Source organism: Bradyrhizobium arachidis, assembly GCF_015291705.1.
Lineage (GTDB): Bacteria > Pseudomonadota > Alphaproteobacteria > Rhizobiales > Xanthobacteraceae > Bradyrhizobium > Bradyrhizobium arachidis.
Genome location: NZ_CP030050.1, coordinates 4,265,611 through 4,286,113, shown reverse-complemented (window position 1 = coordinate 4,286,113; position 20,503 = coordinate 4,265,611). Strand labels below are relative to the sequence as shown.

General features: G+C 65.4%; 23 protein-coding genes. 15 read left to right on the top strand and 8 right to left on the bottom strand.

What is annotated here, in order from left to right; genetic code table 11:
- Positions 1-39: 39 nt before the first annotated feature.
- Positions 40-600, top strand: coding sequence for a DUF2478 domain-containing protein (locus WN72_RS19700; protein WP_092216416.1), 561 nt, complete (start codon positions 40-42; stop codon positions 598-600).
- Positions 601-634: 34 nt separating this feature from the next.
- On the opposite strand, the gene WN72_RS19695 is transcribed toward WN72_RS19700, so the two are convergent.
- The 5 genes from WN72_RS19695 to WN72_RS19675 form a co-directional block, all read right to left on the bottom strand.
- Positions 635-1,219: a TIGR00645 family protein gene (locus WN72_RS19695; RefSeq protein ID WP_027557238.1), complete on the bottom strand. Its 585-nt coding sequence runs from the start codon at positions 1,217-1,219 to the stop codon at positions 635-637.
- 34 nt (positions 1,220-1,253) lie between these two features.
- The gene (locus WN72_RS19690; protein WP_027557237.1) at positions 1,254-1,892 is read right to left on the bottom strand and encodes a YjbE family putative metal transport protein; all 639 of its coding nucleotides are present in this window, start codon (positions 1,890-1,892) and stop codon (positions 1,254-1,256) included.
- Positions 1,889-2,251, bottom strand: coding sequence for a hypothetical protein (locus WN72_RS19685; RefSeq protein ID WP_027557236.1), 363 nt, complete (start codon positions 2,249-2,251; stop codon positions 1,889-1,891). Before WN72_RS19685 ends, WN72_RS19690 begins: the two co-directional genes overlap by 4 nt.
- 2 nt (positions 2,252-2,253) lie before the next feature.
- Positions 2,254-2,712, bottom strand: a complete 459-nt coding sequence (locus tag WN72_RS19680; RefSeq protein ID WP_092216414.1) for a tellurite resistance TerB family protein — start codon at positions 2,710-2,712, stop codon at positions 2,254-2,256.
- A gap of 392 nt (positions 2,713-3,104) precedes the next feature.
- Positions 3,105-3,485, bottom strand: coding sequence for a nuclear transport factor 2 family protein (locus WN72_RS19675; protein WP_092216413.1), 381 nt, complete (start codon positions 3,483-3,485; stop codon positions 3,105-3,107).
- Between the two features lie 172 nt (positions 3,486-3,657).
- On the opposite strand from WN72_RS19675, the gene WN72_RS19670 reads away from it, so the two are divergent.
- The 9 genes from WN72_RS19670 (at position 3,658) to WN72_RS19630 (ending at position 12,596) form a co-directional block, all read left to right on the top strand.
- The gene (locus WN72_RS19670) at positions 3,658-5,418 is read left to right on the top strand and encodes an MOSC and FAD-binding oxidoreductase domain-containing protein (protein ID WP_092216522.1); all 1,761 of its coding nucleotides are present in this window, start codon (positions 3,658-3,660) and stop codon (positions 5,416-5,418) included.
- Positions 5,419-5,433: 15 nt separating this feature from the next.
- Positions 5,434-6,030 carry a redoxin domain-containing protein gene (locus WN72_RS19665; RefSeq protein WP_092216412.1) on the top strand — a complete coding sequence of 199 codons (597 nt, stop codon included), beginning with the start codon at positions 5,434-5,436 and terminating at the stop codon, positions 6,028-6,030.
- 39 nt (positions 6,031-6,069) lie between these two features.
- On the top strand, positions 6,070-7,533 hold the full coding sequence (gene pdxR / locus WN72_RS19660; RefSeq protein ID WP_092216411.1) for a MocR-like pyridoxine biosynthesis transcription factor PdxR: 1,464 nt from the start codon (positions 6,070-6,072) through the stop codon (positions 7,531-7,533).
- 74 nt (positions 7,534-7,607) lie between these two features.
- On the top strand, positions 7,608-8,237 hold the full coding sequence (locus WN72_RS19655) for an FMN-binding negative transcriptional regulator (RefSeq protein ID WP_027557230.1): 630 nt from the start codon (positions 7,608-7,610) through the stop codon (positions 8,235-8,237).
- Positions 8,238-8,274: 37 nt separating this feature from the next.
- A complete protein-coding gene (locus WN72_RS19650; protein WP_092216410.1) occupies positions 8,275-8,721 on the top strand; it encodes a DMT family transporter in 447 nt (148 codons plus the stop codon).
- Between the two features lie 64 nt (positions 8,722-8,785).
- Positions 8,786-9,610 (top strand): class II glutamine amidotransferase, encoded by an 825-nt coding sequence (locus WN72_RS19645; RefSeq protein ID WP_092216409.1) that lies wholly within the window; start codon positions 8,786-8,788, stop codon positions 9,608-9,610.
- A 21-nt stretch (positions 9,611-9,631) separates the two neighbouring features.
- A complete protein-coding gene (locus WN72_RS19640; RefSeq protein WP_092216521.1) occupies positions 9,632-10,858 on the top strand; it encodes a carboxylate-amine ligase in 1,227 nt (408 codons plus the stop codon).
- A gap of 62 nt (positions 10,859-10,920) precedes the next feature.
- On the top strand, positions 10,921-11,106 hold the full coding sequence (locus WN72_RS19635) for a hypothetical protein (protein WP_027557226.1): 186 nt from the start codon (positions 10,921-10,923) through the stop codon (positions 11,104-11,106).
- A gap of 350 nt (positions 11,107-11,456) precedes the next feature.
- On the top strand, positions 11,457-12,596 hold the full coding sequence (locus tag WN72_RS19630) for a hypothetical protein (RefSeq protein ID WP_092216520.1): 1,140 nt from the start codon (positions 11,457-11,459) through the stop codon (positions 12,594-12,596).
- A 178-nt stretch (positions 12,597-12,774) separates the two neighbouring features.
- Here the strand turns inward: WN72_RS19630 and gor are convergent, their stop codons facing one another.
- Genes gor through rpiA form a run of 3 tightly spaced genes read right to left on the bottom strand, consistent with a single transcriptional unit; the run spans position 12,775 to position 15,453 of the window.
- A complete protein-coding gene (gene gor, locus WN72_RS19625) occupies positions 12,775-14,163 on the bottom strand; it encodes a glutathione-disulfide reductase (RefSeq protein WP_092216408.1) in 1,389 nt (462 codons plus the stop codon).
- Positions 14,164-14,218: 55 nt separating this feature from the next.
- Entirely contained in the window at positions 14,219-14,737 is a 519-nt protein-coding gene (locus WN72_RS19620; protein ID WP_027557223.1) for a DUF2059 domain-containing protein, read from the bottom strand.
- Positions 14,738-14,739: 2 nt separating this feature from the next.
- Positions 14,740-15,453, bottom strand: a complete 714-nt coding sequence (rpiA, locus tag WN72_RS19615) for a ribose-5-phosphate isomerase RpiA (RefSeq protein WP_027557222.1) — start codon at positions 15,451-15,453, stop codon at positions 14,740-14,742.
- Positions 15,454-15,600: 147 nt separating this feature from the next.
- Between rpiA and WN72_RS19610 the strand changes: the two genes are divergently transcribed.
- From WN72_RS19610 to WN72_RS19590, 5 genes are all read left to right on the top strand, one after another.
- Positions 15,601-16,275 (top strand): HAD-IA family hydrolase, encoded by a 675-nt coding sequence (locus tag WN72_RS19610; protein ID WP_035729892.1) that lies wholly within the window; start codon positions 15,601-15,603, stop codon positions 16,273-16,275.
- A 154-nt stretch (positions 16,276-16,429) separates the two neighbouring features.
- Positions 16,430-16,906 carry a hypothetical protein gene (locus WN72_RS19605; protein WP_092216519.1) on the top strand — a complete coding sequence of 159 codons (477 nt, stop codon included), beginning with the start codon at positions 16,430-16,432 and terminating at the stop codon, positions 16,904-16,906.
- Positions 16,907-17,038: 132 nt separating this feature from the next.
- Complete coding sequence (gene moaA / locus WN72_RS19600; RefSeq protein WP_027557219.1) at positions 17,039-18,073, top strand: GTP 3',8-cyclase MoaA; 1,035 nt, start codon at positions 17,039-17,041, stop codon at positions 18,071-18,073.
- Between the two features lie 290 nt (positions 18,074-18,363).
- On the top strand, positions 18,364-18,903 hold the full coding sequence (locus tag WN72_RS19595; RefSeq protein ID WP_027557218.1) for a TRAP transporter small permease subunit: 540 nt from the start codon (positions 18,364-18,366) through the stop codon (positions 18,901-18,903).
- Positions 18,900-20,501 carry a TRAP transporter large permease gene (locus tag WN72_RS19590; protein ID WP_027557217.1) on the top strand — a complete coding sequence of 534 codons (1,602 nt, stop codon included), beginning with the start codon at positions 18,900-18,902 and terminating at the stop codon, positions 20,499-20,501. The genes WN72_RS19595 and WN72_RS19590 overlap by 4 nt, the downstream gene beginning before the upstream one ends.
- Positions 20,502-20,503 lie beyond the last annotated feature (2 nt).

Here is a 20,503-nt window from a genome sequence, read left to right as displayed (position 1 = left end):
GCGGCCCCTCTTAATTCGTGCTGGAAACGGAGGCCGACCATGTTCGATGCGCAATGCGACCTCGGCGCCCTCGTCTACGAGCCGCATCAGGATCCCGACGCCGTCCTGCGCGACTTCGCCGCGGATTTGAGAGCGCACGGCCGCCGCGTCGTCGGGATGGTGCAGGCCGGCCAATGTGCGGACTCCAGTCTCTCGGCGGTGCTGCTCCACAGCGGCGAGAAACTCTTGCTCGCCCAGGATTTCGATCCGGCCGCGCAAGGCTGCCGGCTCGATCTCGCGCGGCTGCAAAATGCCGCCGAGCGTATCGCCGGCGCCCTCGCCCACGGCGCCGACCTCGTCATCATCAATCGCTTCGGCAAGCGCGAACGCGACGGCAAGGGCTTGTCCTATCTGATCGAGCGCGCGCTCAATGCCGACATTCCCGTGCTGATCGCGGTCGGCAGGGACCATTTCGCCGACTGGATCAAATTCGCCGGCGGCATGAGCGTCAGGCTCGGCTGTGACCGCGATGCGCTGGAGGCGTGGTGGCAGGGCGTCACGGCCGTAGGTGCGCAGCCGGACGGCGGATCACGTCCGACCGTCTGCGAGATTCTCAAATAGACACCTGTCCGCAGACGTCCTGCTCGCCCGGCGCTCAGCCGTGCCGCGCCTCCTTGCGGTGCCCGTTCTCGCTGAGACGGTCGACCCAGGCGATGCCGATCGCGGAGATGATGAAGGTCAGGTGGATCAAGACCTGCCACATCACACCGCCCTCGGTGAAATTGCTGCGCGTGGTGCCGAGATTGCCGGCCTCGATGAAGGTCCGCAGCAGCGAGATCGAGGAGATGCCGATGATGGCCATCGCAAGCTTGATCTTGAGCACGCTGGCATTGACGTGGCTCAGCCATTCCGGCTCGTCGGGATGGCCGTTCAGGTTCAGGCGCGAGACGAAGGTCTCATAGCCGCCGACGATCACCATCACCAGCAGGTTCGAGATCATGACGACGTCGATCAGCCCGAGCACGACCAGCATGATCTGCTGCTCGCTGGCGTCGAACGAATGCACGACGAGGTGCCAGAGCTCCTTCAGGAACAGCAGCACGTAGACGCCCTGCGCGATGATGAGGCCGACATAGAGCGGCACCTGCAGCCAGCGCGAGCCGAAGATGAGCTGGGCGAACGGGCCGATTTTCGGCTGCGGCACGACGTGCGCCGAAGGTGCTTTGCGTTCGGACGTCATATATCACTCCGGATTGCGGACAAGAAGGTTTGCCTTAGAGACTCGCAATGACCGGCGCAAGCTCGAGCGAGCCGCGATAGATCATCTCGAAGGCGACGTAAACGATGATGGCGAGGCCGACATAGGCGATCCAGCGCTGCTTCTGCAGCACGCGGCCGAGCAAATCGGCGGCGACGCCCATCAGCGCGACCGACAGCAGCAGGCCGAAGGCGAGGATGTAGGGGTGCTCGCGCGCGGCGCCGGCAACGGCGAGCACGTTATCGAGTGACATCGAGACGTCTGCCGCGACGATCTGCAACGCCGCCTGCCCGAAGGTTTTGCGCGGCACATCTGCGGTGCCACCGTTACCGCCGTGGCTGAACGCGAGCTGGTTCGCATGCGCGGCCTGCTCGCGAATCTCGCGCCACATTTTCCAGCACACCCACAAGAGCAGCACGCCGCCGGCAAGCAGGAGGCCGATCACCTGGAGCAGCTGGGTCGCGACGCCGGCAAAGACGATCCGCAGCGCGGTGGCGGCGACGATGCCGACGATGATGGCGCGCCGGCGCTGCGCGGCCGGGAGGCCGGCGGCGGCAAGGCCAATGACGACGGCATTGTCGCCGGCGAGCACGAGGTCGATCAGGACGACTTGAAACAGCGCGGTCAGCGCTTCGGGCGTGATGAATTCGGTCATGATTGATCATTTTTCGATGCGGAGGGATCGAGCCATTGCGGCTTCTTCCGCTCGACCCAATCCAGGACCTTTGCGCGCGAGGAGCGCAGCGCAGGCACGTCTTCGGCAAGCAGCGCCAGGCCGAGCGGCAGCATCCAGACGCCGAGTATCGGCAGGAACGACAGCACGCCGCCGACGATGAGCAGCGCGCCCGAGGGAATCCTGACCCAGCGGCTGGACGGCTTGAGCAGATAGGTGACGGTGTCGCTCATGCGCGGCGGCAGGCGATGGACGAGCTTGTCGAGGCGCGGGTCACCGCCGGCCATCTGGCCGGTGGTGCCCTCGTTTACAGTCGTCGACTCGTCCGAAGCTGCGCTCATGCTCACTCCTGTTTGGCGGCGCTCCCCGCGCCCGGGCCGACCGGTTTTGCGCGCGGCAGCACCAGGGTCAGCAGGCGCAATAGCTTGATCGCCTGCACCTCGTGCGGATGCACGTCCTCGTCGGCGGCCGCAACGTGCTCCGACAGCTCGATCAGATGGGACGACAGCGGCATGTTCGAGACCGGCCGCAACGTGTCGATCACCACATTGGCAAAGTCCGGCTCCTCCAATCGTTCCGCCAGCTCGTCGAACATCGAAAACAGCCGCTCGTCATCGATATGCGGCGCCAAGCCGCGGTCCCGGATGAAGCGGATCACCTCGTCGCGCTCGACCGGCGAGACCCGCCGATCAGCCACGGCGACCAGCGCGCCCGCAATGACCAGCGCCACCGCGGCCTGCTCGTTTAGGCTGGACGGCTCGGTGATCTCGATTTCGATGGGATTTGAAGTGGCGTCAGACATCGTTGCTCCTCAATCTTGCGAAATGGCCGCACGGAGCTGCGATGGGGACGATGAGTCGGAAGGAACTCGAGAAGGCCCGACGATCGGCCGATCCATCGCATTCGCGCGGGACAGGTCATCCGACATCGCGAGGTTTACCGACATTCGTCGGCGTCCTCGCCAGAGGGGCCCGGATTCTTGTTCGGTTCACAGATAAAGATGGGTCGGACGGAATCAAGGCGACAGACGTGCGACCAGCCGCCGCATCGGGTTCCGTGTTTACGTCCCCGCTCTCATCGCCCGCGAAGGCGGGCGATCCAGTACTCCGAGACGTCAGTGGTTCGTCGAGAACCCGCGGCGTACTGGATTCCCCGCCTTCGCGGGGAATGACAGCGGAGCGTCGAGCTCGCAGCCTATCCCACCTTCTCCACAAGATACGCGCGCGACGGCGACGGATCGAACCGGTCGCCGAAATACTGCGTCTCGTGCGCCACCAATCCCTCGCGGAATTCCATGATGCTGACGACGTAGGACGGCACGCCGTCATAGCTCAGGACGAACTCGCTCACCCAGAGATCGCCACCGCCGATGATCCGCCGGACCATGAAGCGCTTCTTGTTCGGCTGCACGAACCGGCTTTCCTGAATCTTCCTGCGACCATGGATGCGCTCGCCGGACTGCGGATAGTCGAGCACGGCGTCCTCGCGATAGATGTCGTGCTCGGCCTCGAAATCGTTCGCGTCGGACGCAGCCCAATGACGCTGCAGCGCCGCCAGCTTCGCCTGATCGTCCATCGCGACCTCCCATCCTTGCGGTTTCCAGCCTCAGATTGGCGCACAGTCGGGCGGCAACAAGGCTCCCTCGCAACGTCTAACAACGACTAACGCGCCAAAAATCCGACTTGGGTGCAGATTGACATTGCCGCGATCTGGAACTCGCCGGGTCGCGTCACGCCGGGAAATGCCCATGGCACGTTTGCTCTCCGTCAATGTCGGCCTGCCGCGCGACATCGCTTGGCAAGGCAGGACCGTTCATACCGGCATCTGGAAAGCGCCCGTCAGCGGCCCGCGCAGGGTGCGGCGGCTCAACATCGACGGCGACGGCCAGGGCGATACGGCCGGTCACGGCGGCGAACAGCGTGCCGTGTTCGTCTACCAGGACGATTCCTATCGCTATTGGCAGAAACATCTGGGCCGATCGAACCTCGTCTACGGTCAATTCGGCGAGAATTTTACCGTCGAGGGCCTCGCCGACACGGAGGTCTGCATCGGAGACCGTTACAAGATCGGCTCTGCCCTGTTCGAGGTGACGCAGCCGCGCGTCACCTGCTACCGGCTTGGCATTCGCATGGAGGAGCCGGACATGGCCGCGCTGCTCGTCAAGCACGGCCGCCCCGGTTTCTATTTCCGTGTAATCGAGGAAGGCGATGTCGAGGCCGGTGACGAGATCACGCAGGTCATTGATGGCCCCGAGCGCATGAGCGTGTTCGAGACCAATGCGCTGCTTTACCTGCCCCCGCACCCGCGCGAGCGTCTCGAACGCGCACTGAAAATTCCGGCGCTGAGCCGCGGCTGGCGTCATTCATTCGAGGCGCTGCTCGACCAGCAGCGCACCGACCATGCGGCAGTGGGAAACGCCGGACTTGGCCCGGCCGCAAGCCCGCCTCCGGCCTGGCGCGGCTTCCGGCCGTTTCGCGTCTCGCGCAAGATCGCCGAGAGCGGCAACGTGACATCGCTGGTCCTCGATCCCCAGGACGGGCATGCCGTGGCGGCCGCCCTGCCCGGCCAATTCGTGATCGTGCGGCTCGGGCCTTCCGCCACGGCCGCGATGACGCGCAGCTATTCGCTGTCGAGCCGCGCCGATGCCGCGTCCTATCGCATCAGCATCAAGCGGGAGGCGCACGGAGCGGCCAGCAAATATATCGCCGATGAGCTCCAGATCGGCGACCTCGTGCAGCTCGGCGCGCCGCGCGGCAGCTTCACGCTGCGGCAGGATGCGCGGCCCGTTGTCTTGCTGAGTGCCGGCATCGGCGTGACGCCCGTGCTCGCAATGCTTCACGCACTTGCCGCGGAAGGAACGACGCGAGAGGTCTGGTGGCTGCACGGCACCCGCAACGGCCGCGAGCATGCGTTCGCCGCCGAGGTGCACAGACTGCTGGCCGGACTGCCGCATCATCACAGCCATGTCTGCTACAGCGCGCCTGATCCTGACGATCGCGCCGAGGTGGACTACGACACAGCCGGACGTCTGGATGCGCCTCTACTCGAGCGGCTCGACGTGCCGCGCGACGGCGACTTCTATCTGTGCGGCCCGGCCGCCTTCATGAGCGATCTGACCGCTGGCCTCGCCGCATTGGGCATCGCACCCGATCACATCCACACCGAATTGTTCGGCTCCAAACCGTCGCTGACACCAGGCATCGCGGCGGCGCCGAAAATGCCCGCGCATGTGCCGGCCGGGGCACCGGGTCCGGGGCCGTTGGTGTCATTCGCGCGCAGCGGCCTCAATGTCTGCTGGGGTCCATCCTACGCCAGCCTGCTCGAGCTCGCCGAAGCCTGCGACGTCCCCGTGCGCTGGTCGTGCCGGACCGGCGTATGCCACAATTGCGAGAGCGGGCTCGTGGCCGGGACAGTGAGCTATGCGCCCGATCCGCTCGACGCGCCGGCCGAGGGCAATGTCCTGATCTGCTGCGCGCGGCCGCAGAGCGACGTCGTGATCGATCTCTAGACATGGGAGAGTTTGATGCGGACTGACATGGTGCCGGGAGCGACCTTCCCGGATTACGAGCTCAGCGACCACACCGGCAAGCACCGCAAGCTCTCCGAGCTGCAGGGCGGCGATCCCATGATCGTCGTTCTCGGCCGCGGCGGCTTCTGTCCGAAGGATCGCCGCCAGACCGACGGCCTGTTGCAGCTTCATCGCGAAATGGAGGTCGGCTATTGCCGGCTGGTCACGATCACCACCGACAACATCACCGAGACCAACGAATACCGAAGCGGCGCGGGCGCGCACTGGCCTTTCCTGTCCGATCCCAGGCGGATCGTTCAGAAGGACCTCGACATCGCCGAATATACCGATCCCGTCCACAACCCGATGATTCCGCATGTCATCGTGCTGGAGCCGCGCTTGCGCATTCACAAGATCTACAACGGCTACTGGTTCTTCGGACGTCCGACGGTCGAAGAGCTACGCCAGGACCTGCGCGCCGTCAGCATGACGTGCCGCCCGGATTGGGACATCACCGCACCCGGTTTCAGGGCCCTCTGGGACCAGGGCCGCAAGGAACATTTTTACCCCTACGGCAAGCCTTTTGTCGCAACTCTCGGCGACCAGGGTTAGAAACACATTCCGACCTTGTCCATTCGGCCTGGAATGTGAATGACCCGGATGCAAACCAATCCCGGCGCGCGTGCCGGCCACATCGGCGCGCGCCAGATCTACGAGGCGCTGCGCGATCAGATCATGGCACGGGTGTATGGCACCGACGGCCAGTTGCCGTCCTCGCGCGCGCTGGCCGGCGAGATGGGCGTGGCGCGCTCGACCGTCACCGTCGCCTACGAGCAGCTTGCGGCCGAAGGCTTCATCGAGACGCGCCATGGCGCCCGGCCCCGCGTCGCTCGCGCCGTCGTCGAGCGCGGACGCACGCGCGTCGCCTCGCATGCGCCGGCGCGCAGGGTGCACCTGTCGCGCTTCGGCGAGCGGCTGCGGCAGGACCCGCCGCGATGGATCGAGCCGCCGCGCGGCCTCGTTGCCAACTTCCGCTACGGCGAGCTCTCGCCATCGGACTTCCCGGTGCTGGCCTGGAAGAAGGCCGTGACCGCGGCGATGGCGCGCCGGCCCGAGCGGCTCGCCTATGACGACCCCTGCGGATCGCTGCGGCTGCGCACCGCGCTGCAGGGTTATCTGTGGCGATCGCGCAGCGTCCGCTGCGAGGTCGAGCAGATCGTCGTCGTCAACGGTTCGCAGCAGGGTCTCGACATCTGCGCCCGCCTGCTGCTCGATGCCGGCGACCGTTTCGTGATGGAGGATCCCGGCTACCAGATGGCGCGCCACACCTTTGCGGCGACGGGCGCCGAGACGGTGCCGATCCCGGTCGACGCGGATGGGCTCGAGACCGGGCGGCTCGACGGCGTCGAAGCCCGCCTCGCCTATGTGACGCCGTCGCATCAATATCCGCTCGGCGGCGTCATGCCGATCGGGCGCCGGCATCAACTGCTCGCCTGGGCGCGCAAGAACGACGCCTATGTGATCGAGGACGATTACGACAGCGAGTATCGCTACGACACCAAGCCGATCCCGCCGCTGCATGCGCTGGAAGGCAGCGGCAGCGTGATCTATCTCGGCACCGTCTCCAAGACGCTCTCCCCTACTTTACGGATCGGCTATCTCGTGGTGCCCTCGGGGCTACGATCGCTGTTCGCCGCCGCCAAGCAGGTCATGGACCGGCACACGCCGCTGATCGAGCAGGAGGCGCTTGCCGCGATGCTGGAGAGCGGCGCCTACGACAGCCATGTCAGGCGCGTGCGCCGGCATAATGCCGAGCGCCAGCAGGCGCTGCTCGGCGCGCTGCGCCGCCGGTTCGGCGATCGCGTCCGCATCGACGGCACGGCTGCCGGCCTGCACGTGGTGGCCTGGTTCGATGACCTGCAGCAGAAGCGCGAGGATGCGTTGATCCAGGCCGCCCGCGCCAGGGGCGTCGGGATCTATCCCGTCTCCGCGCTGCGCGTCGGCCCGCGCCGGTCGAAGACGGTCGGCCTCGTCATGGGCTATTCGGCGCTGGAGATCGCGCAGATCGAACGCGGCTGCAAGCTGCTGGCGCAGGCCGTCGCCGAACTGGACTGACGAAATCATTGGAAACTGGCAGTTTCTCACAGGCCAGATGGCCGCTATCTCCGTCACCAGAACGGAGACACGCCATGTACATTCCCCCCGCCTTTCGCGACGACGACATCGAGAGCATCCGGGCGACCATTCGCAGTGCCCGCCTCGCCAGCCTCGTGACGGCCACGAGCGAGGGGCCGGTCGCAACGCCGCTGCCGCTGTTCCTCGACGAGAGCGAGGGCGAGCACGGCGTGCTGTACGGGCATGTGGCGAAGGCCAATCCGCACTGGCAGCTCGCCCCGATCGGCCACGCGCTGGCGATCTTTGGTGGGCCCGAAGCCTATGTGACGCCGTCCTGGTATGCGACCAAGCAGGAGACCGGAAAGGTCGTGCCGACCTGGAATTACGTCGCCGTGCACGCCTATGGCCCGGTCGAATTCTTCCAGGAGCCCGAGCGCCTGCTCGACGCGGTGACGCGGCTGACCAACCGGCATGAAGGCGCGCGCGCCAAGCCGTGGGCGGTCAGCGATGCCCCCGCCGATTTCATCGCCGCGCAATTGCGCGGGATCGTCGGCGTGCGCATCCCCGTGGTGCGGTTCGAAGGCAAGCGCAAGATGAGCCAGAACCGCCCCGAAGCCGACCGCGTCGGCGTTGCCCAGGGGCTTTCGGCGAGCGACAACCCGCACGACCGCGAGGTCGCGCCGCTGATCCCGATTCCGGCGTGAGGCGCAACGGCGGGCTGAACAAGGAGACCAACCGGCCATGCTGAAACTGGCGCTTCCGATTGTGCTCGCCGTGACGGCGGGGATCAGCCTCGTCGTGCAACAGGCGCTCAATGCGAACCTGCGCACCGCGCTCAATTCGGCGGCGTGGTCGGGCTTCATGAGCTACTTCCTCGGCGTGCTCTGCATGGCGGCGCTGGCGATGCTGATGCGCGATCCCGTCCCCTCAGTGGCGACCGCGGCCCGCATACCCTGGTTCGCATGGAGCGGCGGCCTGTTCGGCGCCATCTTCATCGGCCTTGCAATCTTCCTCGTGCCGCGGCTCGGCGCCGCGACGTTCTTTGCGCTGCTGATCGCCGGCCAGATGCTGGGATCGATCGCGTTCGACCATTTCGGCGTGCTCGGCGTACCCGTGCATCCCGTGAGCGCCGTCCGCATCGCCGGCGCCGCGCTGCTGGTCGCCGGCGTGGTCCTGATCCGCATGTAGGTGGAACCATCGTGCCATCAGGCCTGTTGGTGGACCTCAGGACACGTCCGCGACAGGAACACCCATGTGCCGCTGGATCGCATACCGGGGCGAGACCACCTCGTTCGAGCCTTATGTCACCGAGCCCGAGCACTCGCTGGTGGCGCAGAGCATCCGCTCGCTCCAGTCGACGGCAGGATCGAACGGCGACGGCTTTGGCCTCGGCTGGTATGGCGAGCATCCGGAGCCTGGCCTTTATCGCGAGACGCGGCCGGCCTGGTCCGATGAAAACCTGCGCTATCTCTGCCGCCATCTGCGCTCGCACCTGTTCTTCGCCCATGTCCGCGCCGCCACCGGCACGGCGGTGACGCGGCAGAACTGCCATCCTTTCGCCTGCGGCCACTGGATGTTCATGCATAACGGCTTCGTCGGCAGCTGGAACAGGCTGCGGCGCAAGGTCGAGGCGCTAATCCCCGACGCCTATTATCCATCGCGCCTCGGCACGACCGATTCGGAAGCCGTGTTCCTTGCCATGATGGGCGCAGGTCTCGAGAACGATCCGCTTCGAGCGACGCAGGCCGTGCTGCAAGCGCTCGTCGGCCTCGTCAATGAAGGCACGCTGCGCGAACGGCTGCGCTTCACCAGCGCCATCGCCAACGGCCGGGATCTCTACGCCTTCCGGATCGCGGTCAATGACGCCGCCAACACGCTCTACTTCCGCGAGGATGGCGGCCAGGTCATCGTCGTATCCGAGCCGTTCGACAAGGAGACGGACTGGACGGAGGTGCCGCCCAACCACGCCCTGATCGCGCGCGCATCCGAAAGCGCGAAAATTGTTCCGTTCGACCTTGCAATTTCCAATGGGTCCGCGGAACCGGCTCCGGTCAGGCGGATTATAGCCCGCAGATAGCACTCCTGCCGGGCAGGCATGATGACAATTGCTTCGGACGTCTTGAAACTGCTGCGGCTGGATCCCTCCGACGGCGGGCAGCACCTCGTCATTCGCTCGGCCGGTGCGCGCGGCAAGGCGGCGGACTATTCGTTCGGCATCGAGGAGGAATATTTCCTCGCCGACCGCCGCACCCTGGAGGTCGCAATCCAGACTCCCAACGAGCTGTTCGAATCCGCGAACTGGTCGACCGGCGGCCAGGCGATGCGGGAGATGCTGCAGTCCCAGCTCGAGGTCGCCACCAACGTTCACGTCGACGTCAACGACGCGCGAGAAGAGCTGAGGTTCCTGCGCCGCGAGGTCGCGACCGTCGCCGCGCAGTATGGCTTCGTGATCATGGCCTGCGGCACGCATCCGACCGCAATCTGGCGGATGTCGCAGCCGACCCCCAAGCCTCGCTACGAGGAGATGATCGAGGATCTGCGCAGCATCGGCCACCGCAACATGATGTGCGGCATGCATGTGCATGTGCAGCTGCCCGATCCGGAGAAGCGCATGGCGGTGATGCGGGCCATGCTGCCGCATCTGCCGTTGTTCATCGCGCTCTCCGCCTCCTCTCCGTTCTGGAATTCCCACAAGACGGGCCTGAAGGGCTACCGGCTCGCCGCCTATTCCGAGCTGCCGCGCACCGGCCTGCCCGAATTGTTCGAGAGCCGGCAGGACTACGACGAATATGTCGGCGCCCTGCGGCGCTCCGGCGTGATCCCCGACGAGAGCCACATCTGGTGGGCGATGCGCCCGTCGATGAAGCATCCGACCCTCGAGCTTCGCGCGCCTGATACCTGCACCTTCATCGATGACGCCGTTGCCATCGCTTCGCTCTACCGCTGCCTGACGCGCCACCTCTATCTGCGGCCCCATCTGTCGAAGCAGGTCACCGTGGTCGAACGCGCCATTGCCGTCGAGAACAAATGGCGCGCCCAGCGCTACGGCACCGACTGCATCTTCGCCTCCAGGGACGGGCCGGTCACGATCTCGGAGCTGCTCTCGCGCGTGATCGACGACACGGCCGAGGACGCCGCCGCGCTGAATTGCGCAGCCGAGGTCGAGCACTGCCGAACCATCGTGGAGCGCGGCAGCTCGGCGGAGTTCCAGCTTCGCGTCTACCGCGACAACGCCGACGACATCGCAGCCGTGTCACGTTGGATCGCTACATCTACGATCTCCGGCACGAGTGCGCCGATGGATCGCAGCCCCGCGCCGTCATAGCGCCCGCGCAAGCTTCGGCAGCCAAGGTGCCGCCCTCGAATTCGACGATCGTGGAGAAAAACATGAACCGCATCACATCGTGCGCCGGCTGCGGCCATGCCCTTGTCCCGATGCTGACGGCCAAGGGCCGCGCGGAGCTGAGCTGTCTCTGGTGCGAAGGCATCGACGCGCGTGCGCTGGAGATGGCGAAGTGGGCGGACAGCCCCTCCGGCAAGCCCGAGCGGTCCGCCCGTACCTCGTTCGAATGAGCCGTTTCCGCCGCCGGGCCGCCGGCGTTCGATGATCCCAGCGGCTTTGGCGGCTGCATGCCCTTTGCAGGGCATGCCGACAAATTAGACAAGGCGCGTCTCTTCTCCGGGCTTGCGCGTCTCGTGAACAGAGCGAGGCAAGCCGGTGAAACGGCTGATCTAACCTCAGGTGCAACCTCGGCTTTTCTTGCCGCCGCGCGGGTCGGAGCGCCCATGCGCGGGTGACGCGCGCCGACTGGCCCAGAATTCGCAAGACGGCATCAGGCCTCAGTCCCTGCTCCTCTCACCACGTGGAGCAGCAAGATGCGCGCGCCAGCTCCGGGATCGATGGCCCAGAATCGGAGAATGCCATGAACGTGCATGCCGCGGGCGATCTCAAATTCACCGGCCTCACCCGCCCGGATGGCTCACCCCTTCGCTTGAACGATCAGGATTTCGTCGCGATCGACCGCGACAAGAACGCGAAATTCGAGGCGACCTACCGGCCGCAGGCACTCTACAACCGCGCCAACGAGGGATTTCACGCCAACAACGAGACCTTCCTGCTGCACGAGGTCGCGACCAATCTGCCGATCTATCGCCCCGACACCGGCCCGACCGATTTCCATCTGCATCTGCCGCCGGGCGGCTTCCAGCTCGTGCTGGTCACCTCGGGCGCGTTCACCTTCGACTACGACGGCCGCTTCTACAATGTCGGCCCAGGCGCGGTCATGCTGCAAAGCGCGATCGTGCACCGCCAGCTGTTCTACACCTGGTCGGGCCTGTCGACCGAAGAAAACCTGAAGACGCCGCAGACGGTCGTGCCCGATCCGATCTCCATGGGCTACTCCGGCAAATTCCTCGAAGCCTTCGTCACCGACCCGACAACCTTTCCGAACCCGACCATCGTCGGTCCCGATCAGATCAACGAAGCCGAGACGCCGCGCGTGGCCTGGAGCCACCCGCTGCACAACCGTCCGGCCGATGCCGGCTTCTGGCTGCAGGATCCCCTTGCGCTGGATGCGCTGTTCAGGCCGCTCACCGACGGCTCCGTCAAATCGGCGATGCCGGTTTGCGTGCGCGATATCGGTATCGAGATCCCCAGCGGCCATCTCGTCACCGGCCACATCATCGCCACCGACCCGAGCGGCCAGTCGCTGCTGCCAAAGAGCACGTCGACGCCCGCGGACCCGGCCTGTTTCGCCAAGGGCGAGGTCGTGATCTACCGCGTCATTCGCGGCACGGCCGAGTTCAAGAAGAAGTCCGGCGAGAGCTTCGAGCTCTCTGCCGGCGATGTGGTGACGGCGGGCAAGGAGTCGGTCAGCCTCATCGGCCTCAGTGAAAACACCCAGGTCCTCCGCCTCGGCCTGCTCAAGGGCATGAACGAGTTGCGCAGCTGGACCCCGACGCAGCGCGACGAGATCGACGGCCTCGCCGGTCAGATCATCACGCAGAAGGACATCCGCCCCCTGCGCACGGAAGGCAAGCCGGTCGGGTATCTGTACGGCTAGGCCCTGCTGCGCCAAAGCTTGGCGGGCATCTCGCTCGCGGCCATCCTTCGAGACGCCCGCCTGCGGCGGGCCCTCAGGATGAGGTCATGCTGTACAGGCGAGTTTTCGGACCCTCATGGTGAGGAGCCCGCCTAAGCGGGCGTCTCGAACCATGCAGGCCGAGTTCTTCCGGAAGCCCCTACTCCGCCGCCTGGCGCACATGCCGCGCCGTCGGCGTGCGCATCGTCACAAGCTCTTCGGCCGCGGTCGGATGCAGCGCGATGGTGGCGTCGAAGTCGGCCTTGGTCGCCTTCATCTTCACCGCGATCGCGACCACCTGGGTCACCTCGGCGGCGCAATCACCGACGATGTGGCAGCCGAGCACGCGGTCGGTTGAGCCGTCGACGACCAGCTTCATCAGTACACGCGTGTCGCGGCCCGACATCGTCGCCTTGATCGGGCGGAACGTCGTCTTGTAGATGTCGACGTGGCTGAACTGCGCGCGCGCCTCGGTTTCGGTCAGACCAACCGTGCCGACCTCCGGCTGCGAGAATACCGCCGTCGGGATATTGGCGTGGTCGACCTGCACCTCCCGCTTGCCGAACACGGTGTCGGCGAAAGCATGGCCCTCGCGGATCGCGACCGGCGTCAGGTTGAAGCGATGGGTGACGTCGCCGATCGCATAGATGCTGTCGACCGAGCTCTTGGAGAAATGGTCCACCGCGATGCCGCCATTCCCAGGGTTGATGGCGACGCCGGCGTTGTCGAGGCCGAGATTGGCGACGTTGGGATGGCGGCCGATCGCAAACATCACCTGGTCGGAGGCAAGGCTCGACCCGTTCGACAGATGGGTGGTGAACTCCTCGCCGTGGCGATCGACCTTGTTCACCGTGCAGCCGGTGAGGATGGTGATGCCCTGCTTCTCCATCTCGGCTCGCACATGCGTGCGCACGTCCTCGTCGAAGCCGCGCAGGATATTGTCGCCGCGATAGATCACGGTGACGTCGGAGCCGTATCCGGCGAAGATGCCGGCGAACTCCAGCGCGATATAGCCGCCGCCCTGGATCACGATCCGCCGCGGCAGCTTCTTCAGATGAAATGCCTCGTTGGAGGAGATCACGTGCTCGATGCCGGGGATCGCCGCACCATGGTTCGGCGCGCCGCCGGTGGCGATCAGGATGTACTTTGCGGTGATCTTCTTGTCGTCGGTGAGCAGACGGACGGTGTGCTTGTCCTCGATCACCGCGCGGCTCTTGACGACCTGCGCGCCCGACTTCTCGACATTGGTCGTGTAGGCCGCTTCCAGCCGCGCGATCTCCTTGTCCTTGTTGGCGATCAGCGTCGGCCAGTCGAAGGTCGCGGGCGGAACGGTCCAGCCGAAGCCGGCGGCGTCCTCAAGTTCATGACGGAAATGCGAGCCGATCACGAACAGCTTCTTCGGCACGCAGCCGCGGATCACGCAGGTGCCGCCCATGCGGTACTCTTCCGCGATCATCACGCGGGCACCAAAGCCGGCCGCGATGCGGGCGGCACGCACGCCGCCCGAGCCGCCACCGATGACGAAGAGGTCGATGTCGAATTCAGCCATTGTCCACTCCGACCTCTTTCAAAGCATGATGCGGATTCTGATCAGATAGTATCGATCAGATTTCCTTGCCACGCTTGCGCATCTCGGCGCGGAAGGCACCCATCACGGTCTCCGAGAAGTTCTGGGCCCAGGAGTTCATGAAGGCCATGCTGAGACCGATGGCGCGCGGTTCGGCCTCGATCAGCTTCTTGCCCAGCGGCGACTTGTAGAAGGTGACGAGGTCCTTCAGCTCCTGCTCGGTGAACTCGCTGGCGTAGATCTGGGCCATGCCCTCACCGATCTCGTTCTGGCGGCCCTGGAGCTGCTGGGCCACGATCGGGGCGACCTCGTTGAGGTCCTTCTGGTAGTTGAGGTTCTGCTGGGTCAGCGCGATCTTGGTCTTCTCGACGAGGCCGGGCACGGCACCCTGATACATCGCCGTGGCGTTCTTGATCTGCAAGATCTCCTTGGCCGCAGCGATCGCCGCCGGCGAGGCCTTCGGCGGCGGGCTCTGCTGCGCGAGAGCCGGGGCGGCCGAAAGCGCCAATCCCATAGCGAGGGTCGCGGCCGGCAAGAACTTCAAAACACTCTTCATTCCTAGTCTCCTTTCGGCTTTCGCCGTTCAATCACGCGAATTCCCTCGCCACCCGCCAAAACGGCCGAGCTGGCCAAGCCGATGAACAACCCGTGCTCGACCACGCCGGGGATCGCGCTCAACGCCTTGGCGAGGCTGGGCGGATCCACAATACGTCCGAGCTGGGCATCGACGATCCAGTGGCCGCCATCGGTGACGAAAACGTGGCCATCTTTGGCCTTGCGGACCGCCATTTGCCCGGAAACGCCACACGCCGCAAATGCCTTCTCGATCGCCCGGCGCGTCGCGCCAAGGCCGAACGGGATGACCTCGATCGGCAGCGGAAACTTGCCGAGCGTCGGCACCCATTTGCTGTCGTCGGCAATCACGATCATGCGATCCGAGGCGGCCGCCACGATCTTCTCGCGCAGCAGCGCACCGCCGCCGCCCTTGATCAGATTGAAGTCGGGGTCGATCTCGTCGGCGCCGTCGACGGTCATGTCGAGATGGTCGATCTCATCGAGCGTGGTCAGCTTCACGCCGCAGCGGATCGCATCGAGGCGCGTCGCCTCGGACGTCGGCACGCCGATCACCTTGAGCCCGGCGGCGACACGCTCGCCGAGCAGCTCGACGAAATGCTTTGCGGTCGAGCCGGTCCCGAGCCCGAGCTGCATGCCCTCACGCACCTCCTCGAGCGCGCGCGCCGCAGCCTGCCGCTTCAACTGGTCCATGTCCAAAATGCGCCCGCCTCTCGATAAGGGTGTTTGCGGCGGCCTATGTAGCCTCGTTTTTCCCGCCGGAACAGGCCTCTGGGCCGATCTTATAAGGTGAACTTATGGCGTCGGCCCTTGCGCCGATCCGGCCGGCCCGATAGCGCTTGGACCATGAGCTCCCCCTACACCCTCGTCTTCGATCTCGACGGCACGCTTGTGGATACGGCGCCCGACCTGATCACCGCGCTGAATTACGTGCTCGACCGCGAAGGGCTGCCGCCCGTGCCGATGGCCTCGGCCCGCAACATGATCGGTGCCGGGGCCCGCAAGCTGATCGAACGGGGGCTGGAGGCCGAGGGCCGCAGCGTCACGCCCGCGGATATGGACCGCATGACCGCGGATTTCATCGACTACTACGCCGACCACATCGCGGTCGAATCCCGCCCCTTCGAGGGGCTCGAAGCCGCACTCGACCAGTTTGCCGCCCAGGGCCACCGCCTCGCGGTCTGCACCAACAAGCTGGAATGGCTGTCCAAGCGGCTGCTGGACCAGCTCGACCTGACCCGCCGCTTTGCGGCGATCTGCGGCGCCGACACCTTTGGGGTCCAGAAGCCGGATCCGACCATTTTCCGCGAGACCGTGGCCCGCGCCGGCGGAGCGGTGAAGTCCAGCATCATGGTCGGCGACGCCGGAACCGATGTCGGCGTCGCGCGGCGGGCCGGGGTGCCCGTGATCGGGGTCAGCTTCGGCTATACGGACGTGCCGATCGCCGACCTGAAGCCAGACCGCCTGATCCATCACATGCGCGACCTGCCGGCCGCCGCGCACAGCCTGATGACGGCTTAGCGTCTGCAATCCGCTGATATCGTTCGGCTATTCCGCGGAACCCTGCATTAACCATCTATTAACTATGCGCGGCCCGCCGGTTGCTTGCCCAAAGCGACGCACCTAAGGTCCGGCCGGGGTATGTGGCGGTTCGTCGCACTAGAAGTGGATGGTCATGCGTCGTGTCATCGCGATTGCGTTAGCGGGAGCGAGCCTTGGCGGCTGCTCCTCGATGTCTTGGGACATGTTCAAATCGGCCCCGCCGACCGTCCAGGTCCGGCTTGAGTCCAATCCGCCGGGCGCCGACGCGAGCACCTCGCTCGGCCCGGGCTGCAAGACCCCCTGCTCCGTCTCGGTTCCCGCGCCCGACGCGCCGTTCACGGTCGCCTTCGCGCTGCCGAAATACCAGCCGGCCAGCGTACCGGTGAACGTGATCAAGAATCCCGGCGATTTCACTACGTCCGCTTCGGTCACGACGGATCCGAATCCGGTGTTCGCGGAGCTTCAGCCCGCGGTGCCGCCCAAGCCGGTGAAGAAGAAGCCGCACCGGCCGAGGGCCAAGCCGGCCGCAGCCGCGCCCGCCGTAGAACCGGCCGAGGCCACGCCGGTCGCGGCCTCGCCGTTCCCCGATCCGGGCGCGGGCAAGCGCTGATCCGGGCCGTGATCCAGACGGTGATCTACGTATACCACCCGATTGTCCTAGCCGCGTCCGATGCTTAGATTGCTTCCAAGGCACCGCTGAAGCAAAGGTGCCGCCCGTCGCCGTAAGTGACAAGGCATTGGTATGAACGGACCTTCCGCTAGCCCCCGCGCTGCGCTGTCGAGCGCAATGACCGATCCGTTCGGGCGGACCATCTCTTACCTGCGCGTATCCGTCACCGACCGCTGCGACCTGCGCTGCTTCTACTGCATGTCGGAAGACATGACGTTCCTGCCCAAGGCCGATTTGCTGACGCTCGAGGAGCTCGACCGGCTGTGCTCGGCCTTTATCGCCAAGGGCGTGAGGAAGCTGCGGCTCACCGGCGGCGAGCCGCTTGTCCGCCGCAACGTGATGACGCTGGTCCGCTCGCTGTCGCGGCACCTTAAGACCGGCGCCCTGAACGAGCTGACGCTGACCACCAACGGCACCCAGCTTGCGAAACATGCGCAGGAGCTGGCCGATTGCGGCGTCCGTCGCATCAACGTCTCGCTCGACACGCTCGATCCCAAGAAATTCCGCGAGATCACCCGCTGGGGCGAGATCGACAAGGTGATGGAGGGCATCGAGGCCGCGCGCGCCGCGGGCCTCGCCGTGAAGATCAACGCGGTGGCGCTGAAGAACCTCAACGAGGACGAGCTGCCCGAGCTGATGCGCTGGGCCCACGGCAAGGGCATGGGCCTGACGCTCATCGAGGTCATGCCGATGGGCGAGATCGGCTCGGGCCGCATCGACCAGTATCTGCCGCTGTCGCTGGTGCGCGCCCGCCTCGCCCAGCAATTCACGCTGACCGACCTCGCCGAAAGCACCGGCGGCCCGGCGCGCTATGTCAGCGTCGCCGAGACCGGCGGCAAGCTCGGCTTCATCACGCCGATGACGCATAACTTCTGCGAATCCTGCAACCGGGTCCGCATCACCTGCACCGGCACGCTGCACACCTGCCTCGGCCACGAGGACGCCTCCGACCTGCGCAAACCTCTGCGTGCATCGGACGACGACATGCTGCTTGCGGATGCGATCGACCGCGCCATCGGGCTGAAGCCCAAGGGCCACGATTTCATCATCGACCGCCGCCACGACCGCCCCAGCGTCTCCCGGCACATGAGCGTCACCGGCGGCTAGGACTCAGCCTCCACCGCGTTAAGCTTTTGAGCGCGCGTCAATTTGTCCATTTTCCGATTGACGGCGCCTGAAGCCGCTGGTTTGGTGCGACCGCCTTTGCTTGCCCGGCAACAATAAGCCGGCCCGCCCGTTGGCGGTCGCGGTCAAGACGGCAAGGCACGAGGGGAGGACTGACGCCGCAATCGCTTTCGGAAAATCATCCGTGCGGTCGCGTGCTTTTTGCACGCAGGCCCAGCGATGCGTGCTGAAGCCTCCCGTGAAGTGTTAGGCCGCGACGGAGAAAAAGTAAGATGCGTCCATTGCTGGCGGTGAGCAACGCCATCGACGCCCTCAATGAAAAGATTGGGTACGTCTGTAACCTGCTCGTGCTCCTGGCCTGTCTGGTGAGCGCGGCCAACGCCATGATCCGCTACGCGTTCAGCTACTCGTCGAACGGCTGGCTGGAGCTGCAATGGTATATGTTTGCCATCCTGGTGATGTTCGGCTCGTCCTACACCTTCAAGCGCAACGAGCATGTGCGTGTCGAGATTTTCTATCTGACCCTCTCCGAGCGCGGCCAGCTCTGGCTCGACATGGTCGGCACGCTGTTCTTCCTGATCCCCTCCTGCCTCCTGCTCGCCTATCTGTCCTGGCCTTTCTTCATGCAGGCCTATGACGTCGGCGAGATGTCGGGCAATGCCGGCGGCCTGATCCGCTGGCCGATCAAGTTCGTGATTCCCGCCGGCTTCGTGATGCTGGCGCTGCAGGGTGTTTCCGAAGTCATCAAGCGTATCGCGGCTCTCCAGGGCTATGTGACGATCGACGCCAAGTACGAGAGGCCGACCCAATGATTACGCTGGAGATGATGCCGCCGTTGATGTTCGGCGGCCTGGTTCTGGCGATGCTGATCGGCTTCCCCGTGGCGTTCACGCTTGCCGCGGTCGGTCTCTCCTTCGGCTTCCTCGCCATCCATCTCGGGTTCTTCGACCTCAACTTCCTCCAGGCGATTCCGGGCCGCGTGTTCGGCAGCGTGCTCTCCAACGAGCTCTTGCTCGCGATCCCGTTCTTCACCTTCATGGGCGCCATATTGGAAAGATGTGGCCTCGCCGAGGACATGCTGGATTCGATGGGCCAGCTGTTCGGCCCGGTCCGCGGCGGCCTCGGCTATTCCGTCATCATCGTCGGCTTCATCCTCGGCGCCATCACCGGCACGGTGGCGGCGCAGGTCATCGCCATGGCGCTGATCTCGATGCCGGTGATGATCCGCTACGGCTACAACATGCGCTACATCACCGGCGTGCTGGCGGCCTCCGGCACCATCACGCAGCTGGTGCCGCCCTCGCTGGTTCTGATCGTGCTCGCCGACCAGCTCGGCAAGTCGGTCGGCGACATGTATCTCGGCGCCTGGGGCCCCTCGGTGTTCCAGATCATGCTGTTCGCCGGCTACACCTTCGTCCTCGGCCTGATCAAGCCGAGCCACGTGCCGCCGGTGCCGCTGGAAGCGCGCACGCTGACCGGCTGGGCGCTGTGGAAGAAGTGCCTGATGGGCATCATCCCCTCGGCCGTGCTGATCTTCGTCGTGCTCGGCACCATGATGATGGGCCTTGCGACCCCGACGGAAGCCGGCGCCATGGGCGCGGTCGGCGCCATCGTGCTCGCCGCGATCCACCACAAGGACTTTTCCTCGACCGATCGCAAGATCCTCGTCGTCGGCATCATCGCCGCCGGCATCGGCACCATCGTCGCGATGCTGTTCACCGAGAATTTGATCTTCAAGCTCGCCTTTGCCGTGACTTATCTCGCGGTGGCCTGGATCTGCTTCTCGGCCGCACGCATCCCGGACCTGCGCGACCTCATCAAGCAGGGCTACGAATCCACCATGCGCCTCACCTGCATGGTCACTTTCATCCTGATCGGCTCGACCTGCTTCTCGGTGGTGTTCCTCGGCGTCTCCGGCGGCGTCTGGCTCGAGCATCTGCTGACCTCGCTGCCCGGCGGCGTCTGGGGCTTCCTGATCTTCATCAACCTCTTCATCTTCTTCCTGGCGTTCTTCCTCGACTTCTTCGAGATCGCCTTCATCATCCTGCCGATGATCGCGCCGATCGCGCAGAAGATTCTCGGCCCCGTCGTCGGCGACGGGCCGGCGCTGATCTGGTTCGGCGTCATGCTGTGCGTGAACATGCAGACCTCGTTCCTACATCCGCCGTTCGGCTTTGCCCTGTTCTACCTGCGCGGCGTCGCGCCGAAGGAAGTGAAGAGCTCCGACATCTATTGGGGCGCAATGCCCTGGATCGGCCTGCAGATGATCATGGTGCTGATCGTGATCGCCTTCCCGGTCGTGGTGACGGGCCTCCTCGACAAGCCGCTCAACGTCGATCTCGACAAGGTCAAGATCGAGGTTCCGCAGATCGACCTGCCCCCGCTGGATCTCGGCCCGCCGCAGAAGTAGCG